The 13,695-nt window shown below is 61.7% G+C and carries 10 protein-coding genes; 2 read left to right on the top strand and 8 right to left on the bottom strand.

Annotated features, from left to right (window positions below):
- Positions 1 to 21: 21 nt before the first annotated feature.
- From leuB to aroC, 7 genes are all read right to left on the bottom strand, one after another.
- Positions 22 to 1,095: a 3-isopropylmalate dehydrogenase gene (gene leuB / locus AYR66_RS00620; protein WP_088705889.1), complete on the bottom strand. Its 1,074-nt coding sequence runs from the start codon at positions 1,093 to 1,095 to the stop codon at positions 22 to 24.
- A gap of 25 nt (positions 1,096 to 1,120) precedes the next feature.
- Positions 1,121 to 1,768 (bottom strand): 3-isopropylmalate dehydratase small subunit, encoded by a 648-nt coding sequence (leuD, locus tag AYR66_RS00615; RefSeq protein ID WP_088705888.1) that lies wholly within the window; start codon positions 1,766 to 1,768, stop codon positions 1,121 to 1,123.
- Positions 1,769 to 1,814: 46 nt separating this feature from the next.
- Positions 1,815 to 1,937 carry an entericidin A/B family lipoprotein gene (locus AYR66_RS00610; RefSeq protein WP_088705887.1) on the bottom strand — a complete coding sequence of 41 codons (123 nt, stop codon included), beginning with the start codon at positions 1,935 to 1,937 and terminating at the stop codon, positions 1,815 to 1,817.
- A 21-nt stretch (positions 1,938 to 1,958) separates the two neighbouring features.
- A complete protein-coding gene (gene leuC / locus AYR66_RS00605) occupies positions 1,959 to 3,362 on the bottom strand; it encodes a 3-isopropylmalate dehydratase large subunit (protein ID WP_088705886.1) in 1,404 nt (467 codons plus the stop codon).
- Between the two features lie 155 nt (positions 3,363 to 3,517).
- Entirely contained in the window at positions 3,518 to 4,351 is an 834-nt protein-coding gene (locus AYR66_RS00600; protein WP_088705885.1) for a M48 family metallopeptidase, read from the bottom strand.
- Complete coding sequence (locus AYR66_RS00595; RefSeq protein ID WP_088709533.1) at positions 4,348 to 5,523, bottom strand: MFS transporter; 1,176 nt, start codon at positions 5,521 to 5,523, stop codon at positions 4,348 to 4,350. The genes AYR66_RS00600 and AYR66_RS00595 overlap by 4 nt, the downstream gene beginning before the upstream one ends.
- A gap of 106 nt (positions 5,524 to 5,629) precedes the next feature.
- Entirely contained in the window at positions 5,630 to 6,730 is a 1,101-nt protein-coding gene (aroC, locus tag AYR66_RS00590; protein ID WP_088705884.1) for a chorismate synthase, read from the bottom strand.
- 330 nt (positions 6,731 to 7,060) lie between these two features.
- On the opposite strand from aroC, the gene AYR66_RS00585 reads away from it, so the two are divergent.
- On the top strand, positions 7,061 to 9,304 hold the full coding sequence (locus tag AYR66_RS00585; protein ID WP_088705883.1) for a two-component system response regulator: 2,244 nt from the start codon (positions 7,061 to 7,063) through the stop codon (positions 9,302 to 9,304).
- Positions 9,305 to 9,340: 36 nt separating this feature from the next.
- A complete protein-coding gene (locus tag AYR66_RS00580; protein WP_088705882.1) occupies positions 9,341 to 12,613 on the top strand; it encodes a PAS domain S-box protein in 3,273 nt (1,090 codons plus the stop codon).
- Here AYR66_RS00580 and AYR66_RS00575 read toward each other — a convergent pair.
- Positions 12,599 to 13,603, bottom strand: coding sequence for an NAD(P)/FAD-dependent oxidoreductase (locus AYR66_RS00575; RefSeq protein WP_088705881.1), 1,005 nt, complete (start codon positions 13,601 to 13,603; stop codon positions 12,599 to 12,601). The genes AYR66_RS00580 and AYR66_RS00575 overlap by 15 nt on opposite strands.
- Between the last annotated feature and the right edge of the window lie 92 nt (positions 13,604 to 13,695).

The raw sequence follows: 13,695 nt of genomic DNA, 5'->3' as shown, positions 1-13,695 counted from the left end.
GCACTACATAAAAAACTGTTCCTACGAGGCTAGCGCCTTCACGACAGCGTCACCCATTTCCTTCGTTCCGACCTTGGTCGTGCCGTCCTCGTAGATATCCGGTGTGCGCAAACCCTGCGCAAGCACCTTCTTGACCGCGCTTTCAATGCGGTCTGCCTGCTCTGCCTTGTTCAGCGAGAAGCGCAGCATCATCGCTGCCGACAGGATGGTCGCCAGCGGATTGGCAACGCCCTTGCCTGCGATGTCTGGCGCCGAACCGTGCGAGGGTTCGTACAAGCCCTTGTTGTTCGCATCCAGCGAAGCCGACGGCAGCATGCCAATCGAACCGGTCAGCATTGCCGCGGCATCAGACAGGATGTCGCCAAACATGTTGCCGGTGACGATCACATCGAACTTCTTCGGCGCGCGCACCAGTTGCATCGCGGCGTTGTCCACATACATGTGGTCCAGCGCGACGTCCGGGTATTCCTTGTGCACGTCGGTGACGATGTCCTTCCAGAACTGGAAGGTCTCGAGCACGTTGGCCTTGTCGACGCTGGTCAGGCGCTTGTCGCGCTTGCGGGCAGCCTGGAAGGCGACATGGGCAATGCGGCGGATTTCGGTTTCCGCGTAGCGCATGGTGTCAAAACCTTCACGCTCGCCCTTGAACGGACCATCCGGGCATTCACGCACACCACGCGGCTGGCCGAAGTAGATGTCGCCGGTCAGTTCACGAATGATGAGGATGTCCAGGCCGGAAACAACCTCGGGTTTGAGTGTCGACGCGCCTGCCAGTTCCGGATAAAGGATGGCCGGACGCAGATTGGCGAACAGGTTCAGGTTCTTGCGCAGGCCGAGGATGGCTTGCTCGGGACGCAGCGGACGGTCGAGCTTGTCGTATTTCCAATCACCGACAGCACCAAACAGGACGGCGTCCGCCTCTTTGGCCAGCTTCAGCGTGCCTTCCGGCAGGGGATGGCCGTGCGCTTCGTAGCCGGCGCCGCCGACAGGCGCGCTTTCCAGCTCAAACTTTTCGTCGAGCGAGTTCAGTACCCGGACAGCCTGTTCAACGATTTCGGGGCCGATGCCGTCGCCCGGCAGGATTGCGATTTTCATCTTGTTCGGTCTGCTATCAGTTATATCAAATAGTGTTGGCAAGCCACGGCTGCGAAGCAAGATGGCGCTCTTCGAAGGCGCGAATCTTGTCGGCATGGCGCAGGGTCAGGCCGATATCGTCCAGGCCGTTCAGCAGGCAGTACTTGCGGAAACCATCAACGTCGAAGGCATAGCTAGCACTACCGTTGGTCGTGCTGACGAGCTGCTTCTCCAGGTCGATCACCAGCTTGTAGCCGGGGAAGGCCTTCACTTCGTTGAACAGCTGGTCTACCTGCACTTCCGACAGGACGATGGGCAGCACGCCGTTCTTGAAGCAGTTGTTGAAGAAGATGTCGGCAAAGCTCGGCGCGATGATGGCGCGGAAGCCGTACTGCTGCAGCGCCCACGGTGCGTGCTCGCGCGAGGAACCGCAACCGAAGTTCTTGCGGGTCAGCAGAATGGATGCGCCCTGGTAGCGCGGCTGGTTCAGCACGAAATCCGGGTTGACCGGGCGCTTCGTGTTGTCCATGCCGGGCTCGCCGTGGTCAAGGTAGCGCCATTCGTCAAACAGGTTCGGGCCGAAGCCGGAACGCTTGATCGACTTCAGAAACTGCTTCGGAATGATGGCGTCGGTATCGACGTTCGCGCGATCCAGCGGTGCAACCAAGCCTTCGTGTACGGTGAATTTATCCATGGTCCTGATCTCTGTCGCCGCTCCGTTCGAAGCGGCAGTCCTTCATTTATTTCTTTGCGGCGTTCTCGACGACTTCGCCAGCCTTCTTCACATCCTTGCCGATGCCCTGGACAGTATTGCAGCCTGCGAGTACGAGAGCGGCGATAACAAGTGCGAACAGTTTTTTCATTTTTCTTCTCCCTGAAAACCGTCAGCGCAGTGCGCGCACGTCGACAAAATGCCCTTCGATGCCGGCGGCGGCGGCCATTGCCGGCGACACCAGGTGAGTGCGACCGCCCTGTCCCTGGCGTCCTTCGAAGTTGCGATTGGACGTCGATGCGCAGCGCTCGCCCGGATCGAGGCGGTCGGCGTTCATGGCCAGGCACATCGAGCAGCCCGGCTCGCGCCATTCGAAGCCGGCATCCTTGAAGATCTTGTCGAGGCCTTCACGCTCGGCCTGCTCCTTCACGAGGCCGGAGCCGGGCACCACCATCGCCAGCTTGACGTTGGATGCGCGGAACTTGCCGCGTACGACGGCAGCGGCAGCACGCAGGTCCTCGATGCGGGAGTTGGTGCAGGAGCCGATGAAGACCTTGTCGATACGAATGTCGGAGATCGATGTGTTTGGCTTCAGGTCCATGTAGACCAGCGCCTTTTCCATCGCATCGCGCTTGACGGGATCCTTTTCCTTGTCCGGATCGGGCACGCGGTCGTCGACGGACACAACCATCTCGGGCGAGGTGCCCCAGGTCACCTGCGGCTTGATTTCAGCGGCGTTCAGCGTGACGACCATGTCGAATTTCGCGCCCTGGTCGGAATGCAGCGTGCGCCAGTATTCGATCGCGCGATCCCAGTGCGGACCGACGGGGGCAAACGGACGGCCCTTGATGTAGTTGATCGTGATGTCATCCACGGCCACCATGCCGGCGCGCGCGCCCGCTTCGATCGCCATGTTGCAAACGGTCATGCGGCCTTCCATCGACAGCGAACGGATGGCGGAACCGGCAAATTCAATCGCGTAACCGGTGCCGCCGGCAGTGCCAATCTTTCCGATCACGGCCAGCACGATATCCTTGGCGGTGACGCCGAACGGCAGCGCGCCGTCGACCTGCACCAGCATGGACTTGGATTTCTTTGCAAGCAGCGTCTGGGTAGCCAGCACGTGCTCCACTTCGGAGGTGCCAATCCCGTGCGCCAGCGCGCCGAATGCACCGTGGGTAGATGTGTGCGAATCGCCGCAGACCACGGTCATGCCCGGCAGCGTCGCGCCCTGCTCCGGTCCGATCACGTGGACGATGCCCTGGCGCTTGTCGCGCATGCTGAAATAGGTCAGCCCGAATTCCTTCGTGTTCGCGTCCAGTGTCTCGACTTGAAGCCGGGAGACCGGGTCGGCGATGCCGTTCGCGCGGTCGGTCGTCGGCACATTATGGTCGGCAACCGCGAGGTTGGCGGACAGGCGCCACGGCTTGCGGCCGGCGAGTTTCAGCCCTTCGAACGCCTGCGGGCTGGTGACTTCATGCACCAGGTGGCGGTCGATATAGAGCACTGCGGTGCCGTCTTCCTCGGTATGGACGACGTGCGATTCCCAGAGTTTGTCGTAGAGCGTTTGTGCCATGTGTCGAAAGCGTGCGGTAGCTGCGCGAAAGCGGTGAAAATAGTTCTCGATTATGCCATAGTTGTGCGACGCAATAGCGGGCCGCCGCACGTGGCCGCACAATGAAAAACGCCCGTGGACAAAGTGCACGGGCGTTCTGATTGACTGTTTTGCAATCAGCGATGTTTTCGGGACTGCTCGTACAGGGGCATGACGCGCTGCGAATAGGCGGTCAGATCATTCAGCCGGTCGGTCTGTGACGGGTGTGTGGACAGGAATTTGATGGGCTCGCCGCCGCCTAGCTGCCCCATCTTCTGCCATAGCGTGACGGCGGCGCGCGGATCATAACCGGCTCGCGCTGCCAGTTCGACGCCTACACGGTCCGCCTCGGTTTCATGGCGCCGGGAATTCGGCAGCCCCAGCAAGCCCATATACGCGTATTCCGCGGTTTTTTGCCCAAGGTCGCCAACGCCGAGCACGGCCGCCCCGACTGAAATGAGCGTTCCGGCAACTGCTTGCTCCGACGCCCGTTCTCGCGCGTGCTCGCGCAAGGCGTGCGCGATCTCGTGCCCCATGACGGCGGCTAGCTCGTCGTCGGTGATCTGCAGTTTTTCAATGAGGCCGGTATAGACAGCCATCTTTCCACCAGGCATGCACCAGGCATTGACTTCCGGCGAGGTCAGCACATTGACCTCCCAGGCCCAGGCACGCGCATCCGGCCTGAATACCACGGTTTGCGGCACGAGGCGGTTGGCAATCGCGCGCACCCGTTCGACCTGCGCCGCGTTCCGGTTGAGCGCCCCCTTGCTTCGCTCTTCCGCCATCAACTTCGCGTATTCCTCGCGCGCCGCCTGCTCCAGGGCCTCGGCCGGGACAGCCATATGCTGCTGGCGGTCGACGCCGACTGCGCCGCTCTGCGTCGTCTGCACCGTTTCGCAAGCCACGAGCGCCATCAGGCCCACGGCTGCAAGCGCCTGCTTCAGGAACATCTTCTTGACGATCGATTTCATTTTCTCTCCTCATGATGATGCGGCTGCCAGCGGTATGACAGGAAGGCGGCGCCGGCGCCACCCAAGGCGAACAGAGCCGCCACCAGATAGACAGATTGCGAACCGAATGTATCCCAGCATCCACCTAGCACAAGCCCGCCGAGCGTACCTCCTAGCCCGTAGGAAATGCTGGTGAACAGCGCCTGGCCGCGCGCCTGCAGACGGCCCGAGAACCAGCGCTGCAATGTGACCACGGAGGCCGAGTGATGCACGCCGAATGTCGCGGCATGGAGCACCTGGGCCAGCAGCAGCACAATGAGTGATTGTGCTCCCAAACCGATCATGAGGAATCGAGCAACCGCAATCAACAGGCTTGCGAGCATCAGCTTTTGCACACCGAAGCGCTTGAAGATCGGCGCCTGGTAGAAGAAGAAGAAGATTTCCACCACCACGCCGAGCGACCACATCAGGCCGATGACAGTGTTGCTGTAGCCGATCTGCGCGAGGTAAAGCGAATAGAACACATAGAGCGACGCATGCGCGGCGATCATGAGGAAGGTCGATGTGAAAAACGCCGCCACCTCGCGCTTGCGAAGCAGGGTCAGGATGGAGGCCACCGCCTGGTGTGTGTCGCCATGCGGCGTCTCATCCATTCGCATGCTCGAAACAAGCACCAGCACGAGGAGCGCGAGCGCGATCCAAGGCATGAGGCGGATGCCGAACAAGTCGAGCAACGGGCCCGCAAACGTCACCGTCATGATGAACCCGACCGAACCCCACAGGCGGAGGCGCCCGTAGTGCGTCAGGTCGCCACGCATCTCCGACAGCATCAGGGCCTCGGACAAGGGGCCCTGGGCACTGGTGAAGAGGTTGACGGCGACCATGACGAAGAAAAACTGGGCAAAGGTCTGGCCGAAGAACATACCGACAAAGGCCGAGGCGGCGGCGACGGCGGTGATCCGGAGGACGACGACGCGCTGCTGCCGGCGGTCAGCCACCCAGCCCCACAGATTGGGTCCGAAGATGCGCATGACCTGCATGAGCGACATGAGCATGCCGATCTGGGCCGCAGTCATGCCCTTGTCGGCGAAGTACAGGCTGGCGTAGGGTGAAAACACGCCCACGTAACCGTAATACGCGAAGAAAAACAGCGCGAAGCTGAACGACTGCCTTGGCCAGGGGGAATGCTGCACGGGATGCTTAAAGGTGGCTGCAGGCGGAACGGCCGTTGTGTCCGCCGCCCGCCTGGTCAGCGCCGGAGGCGCCCGGCGGTACAGCAAGCCTGCCGGGCATAAAGCCTTACTTGACGTGCGCAGCGATCTTCGGCGTCGTCACGCGCACGTCGCCGCACTGCGCACGGTGGCGCAGTGCGTGGTCCATCAGCACCAGCGCCAGCATGGCTTCGGCAATGGGCGTGGCGCGGATGCCGACGCAGGGATCGTGGCGGCCGAAGGTTTCGACGTTGATCGGCGTGCCCGTCTTGTCAATCGAGCGGCGCGGTGTACGGATGCTCGACGTCGGCTTGATGGCAATGGAGACCGTAATGTCCTGCCCGGTCGAAATCCCGCCCAGCACGCCGCCCGCGTTGTTGGTGACGAAGCCTTCAGGTGTCAGTTCATCCCCGTGTTCGGAGCCCTTCTGTGCAACAGACCTGAATCCGGCGCCAATTTCCACGCCCTTGACCGCATTGATACCCATCATCGCAAAGGCGATGTCGGCATCCAGCTTGTCATAGATAGGTTCGCCCAGGCCGACAGGAACGTTTTCCGCCATCACATCGATGCGGGCGCCACAGGAATCGCCATCCTTGCGCAGCTGGTCCATGTAGTCTTCGAGTTGCGTGAGCACGCTATTGTTCGCGGCAAAGAACGGGTTGTTGGGCACATGCTCCCACGATTCGAAGGGAATGGCGATTTCGCCAAGCTGGCTCATGCAGCCCTTGAAGGTCGTACCGAATTGCTCCTTCAGCCATTTCTTTGCGATAGCGGCGGCGCCGACGACCGGCGCGGTCAGGCGCGCCGACGAGCGGCCGCCGCCGCGCGGGTCGCGGATACCGTACTTGTGCCAGTAGGTGTAATCGGCATGGCCGGGACGGAAGGTTTCGACGATGTTGCCGTAATCCTTGCTGCGCTGGTCTTCATTGCGGATCAGCAGCGCAATCGGCGTGCCAGTGGTCTTTCCTTCATAGACACCGGACAGGATCTGGACGGTGTCCGGTTCCTGGCGCTGGGTCACATGGCGCGACGTGCCGGGCCGGCGACGGTCGAGTTCGGGCTGGATGTCGGCTTCTGACAACACCATGCCTGGCGGGCAGCCGTCGACCACGCAGCCGATTGCCGGTCCGTGGGATTCGCCAAAAGTAGTGACGGTAAACAGTGTGCCAAAGGTGTTGCCGGACATGATGATGAAGGGATGGTCGGGAAAGTGACGATTTTAACGTATCGCCTGCGCCAAGCGATGTAAACAAGACACAAAACGGATACCGCCTTCCACGGCATGGAGATTGCGTACAAGGAAAATATGGTGCAACATCCAGAGACAGTTACTTGGAAGAAATTGGCGTTCTACGTCCCAAGCCGGCCAAGGGTGATTGGAGCCGGACTTGTGTGCACCGACGAAATGTCGGAACAACAATAATTTTGATGGCATGCTGCCACCATCTGCCGTACCGCCGCCAATGGAATATATATACTGTTTCCAGCAAAGAACCAGCGCTCCCTGGAGAGGACAATGAGCAGGTCGACTGCGCAAGCCGACGACGATCTCGTATTCATGGACGAAACGGAAACGCCGTCCGGTACCTCGGGATTGAACGAAGCCAAAGGCGTCTGGCGCGTCATGATCGTCGACGACGATACCGACGTCCACTCCGCCACCACGTTTGCGCTCAGCAACCTGGAAATGCAGCACCGCCCGCTCGAATTCGTCCATGCCTACTCCGCGGCCGAAGCGCGCGAACTCCTCGCCCAGGAAGACGATATCGCGGTCATCCTGCTCGACGTCGTCATGGAGCAGGAAGATTCGGGACTGCAGTTGGTACGCCACATCCGTGAAGTCCTGAAACTCACCGAAGTGCGCATCATCCTGCGCACCGGCCAGCCGGGCTATGCCCCCGAAATCGACGCTATCCGCGATTTCGACATCAATGACTACAAGACGAAATCAGAGCTGACGCGTATCAAGTTGTACACGACCGTCACCGCCGCCATCCGCTCGTATGAACAGATCCGGGCGATCAACGCGAGCCGGCGCGGCCTGGATCGTATTGTCCGCGCCAGCACCGAACTGATGGCACTGCACGGACTGGACAACTTCGCCGACGGCGTCATCGCCCAGGTGGCCAATCTGCTCGACCAGCAAACCAGCGGGCTGCTGTGCGTGCAGGAACACCTGAACGAACACGACCTCGAATTGTCCGTCATCAGCGCCGCGGGTCCGCTCGCGCAGATGGTTGACAAGTCAACCGCATCGGTGCGCGACGGGCGAATCACCCGGCTCCTGCAACGGACCCTTGCACAGCGCACCAGCATTTACGGGAATGACTACGCCACGCTGTATTTCGGCGGCAACGCCAACCGCGACTTTGTTGCCTACATCGATACCGTCGGCCCGCTGAACGAGATTGACCAGCGCCTGCTCGACGTGTTCAGCCGCAACATCGCGGTCGGCCTCGACAATGTCCTGCTGGTGACGCGGCTGCACAATTTTGCGTTCTACGACCCACTGACCAGGCTCCCCAACCGCACCCGCCTCAAGGAGCTGCTCGATGAATCGCTTGGCATGCCCTTGCGCAGCGACGTGGTGCTGGCACTGGTCGACATCGACCACTTCGCAGAGACCAACGACGCGCTCGGCCACCAGTTCGGCGACCTGCTCCTGCTGGGTGTCGGCGCACGCCTGCAATCGCGACTGGGCGACCAGCTGACCATTGCGCGCGTCGGTGGCGACACCTTCGGCGTGCTGGGCAACGCATCTCTGGTACAGCCCGCCGTCCTGCTCGACCTTTTCGAGGAGCCCTTCAGCATAGACGGCCAGGAAGTCCAGCTCTCGGCGACCGCAGGACTGGTGCGCCTGGAAGACTATGAAGGCGGCGGCGCCGATGCGCTCAAGGATGCCGATATCGCCTTGAAGCGCGCCAAGCTGCTGCAACGCGCGGGCCATTTCTATTTCTCGCGCAGCATGGGCGTCGACATCCGGGAACGGGTCCGTCTCATGCATGCGCTGCGCACCGCCTACGAAGAGAAGGAACTGTTCGTCGTCTACCAGCCGCAGATCGACCTCGCGACACGCAAGCCGGTTGGCGCCGAAGCCCTGCTGCGCTGGCGCACCAAGGATGGCACCTTCATCCCACCCGACCGCTTCATTCCAATCGCCGAGTACTCCGGCCTGATCATTGATATCGGCGAGCGGGTCATGCGCGAAGCGTGCAGGGAACTGGTGCGGCTGCGTGACATGGGATATTCAGAATTCACGATATCGATCAACGTATCGCAAGTCCAGTTCCGCCATCCGCGCTTCCTCGACACACTGCGCAATGTGATTGCCGAGACGGGCGCCCCCCCCTCCCGGATCGAACTGGAGATCACCGAATCGATCGCCATGGAAGAGCCGGACGTCCTGATTCAGCTGCTCTGCCAGGTCAAGCAGACCGGCGTCAGCATCGCCATCGATGATTTCGGCACCGGATTCTCCTCGCTCAGCTACCTGCAGCGCCTGCAGGCCGACCGCCTGAAAATCGACCGCAGCTTCGTCACCGAGATCACGGGTTCCTCGCGCGGCAGCAGCATCGCCGAGATGGTCATCCAACTCGGCCGCAACCTAGGCCTGTCGGTCGTGGCCGAAGGCGTGGAGGATGAACGGCAGGCCAGCATCCTGGCCACGCTCGGCTGCCCGCTTGCCCAGGGTTACCTGTTTGCGCGGCCGATGACCGTTGACCAGCTCACTACCTGGCTCAAGGACAATGGGGCAAGGTAATCCCCTGCCCGTACCGAATTCAAGGACGGGACACGCATGAAAATCGGCAAACGCACTCTCACCTTGCGACGCGCGATCGTGCTCGTCGTGGTGGCGGGCCTGCTTGCGCCGGCGACGCTGATCAGCGGTTATTCCTGGTTCAAGCAGTACAACGACGGCATCAAGCGGCAGACGGAAGAACTGCTCGAACAGAACGCCGACATCCTGTCCAACGGCATGCAGGAGCCGTTATGGAACATCAACCAGGAAAGCGGCAATGCCCTCCTCGAAGCAATGATGTCCCGCAAGGAAGACATCGTGCGCATCGAGGTCCGTGACAACGCGCTTGGCGTCTTTGTGTCCGGCGAGCGGCCGGAACGCCGCATCGGCTTTACTGCTGTCACCGAAAAGCCCGTGGTCTATCGCGGCAGCACCATCGGCTCGGTCAAGATCGAAGTCGGCAGCACGCGGCTACGCCGTGTCATGATCGACGATCTCCTGAATTCAATGACGGCCGTGCTGGCCCAGGCTGCACTGTCGATCGCACTCATCCTGGTCCTGCTCGAGCGACGTCTGGTGCGCCCCTTGCAGCGGCTTGGCGCGGGGGCGGAGCGGCTGGCCGGGAGGCAGCTCGACGTACCATTCACCTGGCAGCGCCTGGATGAGATCGGCATGCTCAGCCGGCGCATGGAAGACACCCGGACCAGCCTGCGCCGCCTGTTCGAGGAGCTCGACCGCAAGAACCATGAACTCGAACAGGACATCGACAAGCGAAAGCGCGTCGAACAGGAACTGTACGAGCGGGAGGAGCGCTTCCGCGCATTGGTCGAGCAAAGCCCGATCGCGATCATCGAATGGGACAGCAGGCTGCAGGTCATCGAGTGGAATGCGGCGGCCGAACGCATCTTTGGCCACTCGCGTGAACAGGCGCTAGGCAGGCACGCCAGCTTCATCATCCCCAATGGCAGCCAGGAGGCGGTGAATGCCCTCTTCAACCGGCTCGACGAGGACAAGGGCGACAGCCGCAACATCAGCCAGAACCGGCGTGCGGACGGCCTGATCATTACCTGCCAGTGGAGCCATACCTACATCGCCGACAACACCGGCAAGTCCGACCGCCTGCTCTCGATTGCCGAGGACATTACAGAAAAGCGGCGCGCGGAAGAGGCGCTGAGCTTCTCGGAAGCGAAGTTCGCCGGCGCCTTCCAGGGCAACCCGGATTCGATCTCGATCACCCGGATGCGCGACGGCATACTCGTCGACGTCAACCAGACCTTCGAGGAAATCACCGGCTTCGCGCGTGAGGAGTCGGTCGGCAGGACTTCCGTCGAACTCAACATCTGGGTGTATCCGACCCAGCGTTGGACGCTGTTGCAGGAACTCGCCGCCAACAAGAAAGCGCGCAACTTCGAATGGGACATGCGCACCAAGTTCGGGAAACTGCGCAAGTGCGTCTCGAACGTCACAATCTTCAATGCCAACAACGAGCGCTACATGCTTGCCGTGATTCGCGACGTCACTGACCAGCGGATCCTGGAAGAGCGCAAGGCCGAGGCGGACCGGGCGCTCCTGCGCCTGGCGCAAGGCACGCGCGACATGGCCGGCGAGTCGTTCTTCGAATTGCTGGTGGCCGACCTCGCCTCGGCCTTGCGCACCAATTGCGCCTTCATCGGCCTGCGCGTTCCCGCTGCCCAGGGGCGACTGCGCTCGGTCGCCGCCCATGTTCGCGGACATACAGTGGAGAACTTCGAGTACGACACCATCGGCACGCCTTGCGCACGCACGCTGGAGGGCGAGATTTGCGTCTTCCCTTCCGGCATCCGCAGCATCTTTCCGGAAAGTGAGGCGCTGGGTGAGGACGGCTGGGAGAGCTATGCCGGTGCGCCGCTGCGTGATACGGCGGGCAATACCATTGGCGTACTCGCCGTGATGCATACCGAAACACTCAGCAATCCCGACCTGGTCCGCTCGCTCCTGCAGGTGTTCAGCGAACGCGCATCCGCTGAGCTGGAGCGCAAGCGCGCCGAAGAAGAACTGCGCAACAGCGAACAACGCTTTTCGACCATCTTCCAGTCATCGCCAATCGCGATGTTCGTGACGCAGGTCCGCGGCAACTACATCGTCAAGGACGTCAACCGGGCCTTTGAGCAACTGTTCCAGCGCGAGCGCGAGATGGTGATCGGCAGGAACACCGTGGAAATAGGACTGTACTGCAACCAGGACGACCGCCAGTCACTGATCGACAAACTCAAGCAGAACGGCGCCGCCGACGACCACCGCGAAATATGGATGTTCAGGGGCGATGGCACCAGGGTTCTGGTCCAGTTGTCCGGCCACACATTCACATTGGCAGGCGAGCGCTACGGCATTCTTGCCTGCGCCGACGTCACCGACAAGCGCCGCATCGAGGATGAAATCCGGGAACTGAATGCAACCCTCGAGCAGCGCGTGATCGAGCGCACGGAAGAACTGCAGCAGGCAAACAAGGATCTCGCCGCAACGCTCGAGACCCTCAACAAGGCGCAGGAAGAACTGGTACGAAGCGAAAAACTTGCCGCGCTGGGCTCGCTGGTGGCCGGCATTGCGCACGAGCTCAACACGCCAATCGGCAACAGCCTGATGGTTGCCAGCACACTGGTTGACCAGACGCGCGACCTGTCGCAACACTACGCGGGCAACGCACTGAAGCGCACCATGCTGGAGAACTATCTCGGCGATGCCGGCACGGCCGGCGACATCCTGGTCCGCAACCTCCAGCGCGCGGCTGACCTCGTCACCGGGTTCAAGCAGGTCGCGGTGGATCAGACCAGTTCGCAACGACGCAAGTTCTCGGTGGCCGAAGTCGTGTCCGAGATCATGCTCACGCTGTGGCCGACCCTGAAAAAGACATCCTTCACGGTGAAGCAGGATATTCCCGACTCGCTGATGATGGACAGTTATCCGGGGCCGCTGGGACAGGTTATCACCAACCTCGTCAACAATGCGCTGCTGCATGGGTTTGAAGGACGCCAGTCGGGTACAGTATGGATCGAGGCGGTGCCGACCGCGGAAGGCTGGCTGGAATTGACGGTAAGGGACGACGGCGTTGGCATCGCTGGCGCCAACCTGAACCGGATCTTCGACCCCTTCTTCACGACCAAGCTCGGTGCCGGCGGCTCAGGGCTCGGACTGAACATCACGCACAACATTGTTTCCGGCATCCTCGGCGGCCGCATTCGCGTGCAAAGCGAAGTCGGCGCCGGAAGCACGTTCATCCTCAGCTTGCCGGTAGTGGCGCCACAGCGCCAGATCGATGAGGATGCGATGCGGTCGCAGTCAAGCTTTGTTTAGCGTATCGGCCAGCGCGCTGCCGCTCAGGTAGGCATTTTCCACCCGGCCGCTGCCATCGAGCCCGGCCGCGAACCAGTCGCCGCATACACCCAGTTTCGTCTCGCCGTCCCACAGGCATTCACCGGGCAATGTGCTTACCGCCTGCGCATAACGCCAGCGGTGCACATCCGCGTAGACCGGCTGGACGTGTGTGCCTGTCGCTTCGTGGAAGGCCTTCAGCAGCTTTTCCTTGACCCGTTCTGGATCGTCGGCGAGGTGTTCCATGCTCCACACAACGGACGCATGCCCGATCCAGTGTTCGCCCGGCCGGCGTTGCGGCTTGGAGGCGTCGCGCGCGATCCATTTGAGACGTGTGCCCTCGACCCACGCGCCGTCGTAGTCGAGGTCCAGCGATTGCGCGAAGCCGAGGATCAATGCCCAGCACGGCTCAAGGTGTTCCTGCTCAACCAGTGCCGCCAGCACGGATACCGGTTGCAGCAAGCGCGCAGCGAGGTCGGACGGCAGCGCGACGACGACCGCATCGAAAGGGCCAGCGGTGGCGGCGATGGGCACGGAATCGCACTGCACGGACAGCAGCCAGCCATCACCATTGCGTTCCAGCGCCGTCACCGTCTGCTCCCGGCGCACGTCGATATCTTCCGCCAGATGTGCCCCGAGCGCGCCCATCCCGGGCACGGCCACCATGCGCTGCTTCGTGCTCGCGCGACCGGCGGGCCTCGCCACCCCGTTGTCCAGCATCACCAGCCTGCCTTCCCACGGCGCCGCCCAGCCTGCCTCGCGCCAGGCAGCCACTTCCTTCTTGAAGCGCTCGCTGGTGGCAGTGAAATACTGCGCGCCATGGTCGAAGCCGCCAAGCTCCGTCTGCCGCGTGCCCATGCGGCCGCCGACATCGGCATTGCGCTCGTAGACGGTTACGTGGTGCCCCTGCTGCTGCAATCGGCGGGCGCAGGTCAGGCCGGCCATTCCGGCGCCAATGACGGCGATATGCATGGAGAGATCCTTTCTCTGGATATTCAAGGGAATTGCGTTGAGGTACGGACGAAAAAAAGCCGCTCATGGATGCAATCCGATGAACGGCTTCT

The organism is Noviherbaspirillum denitrificans, from assembly GCF_002211445.1.
In the GTDB taxonomy this organism is placed as follows: domain Bacteria; phylum Pseudomonadota; class Gammaproteobacteria; order Burkholderiales; family Burkholderiaceae_D; genus Noviherbaspirillum; species Noviherbaspirillum denitrificans.
Note: the sequence above shows the minus strand (reverse complement) of the source record. Positions and strands in the feature narration are given on the sequence as shown.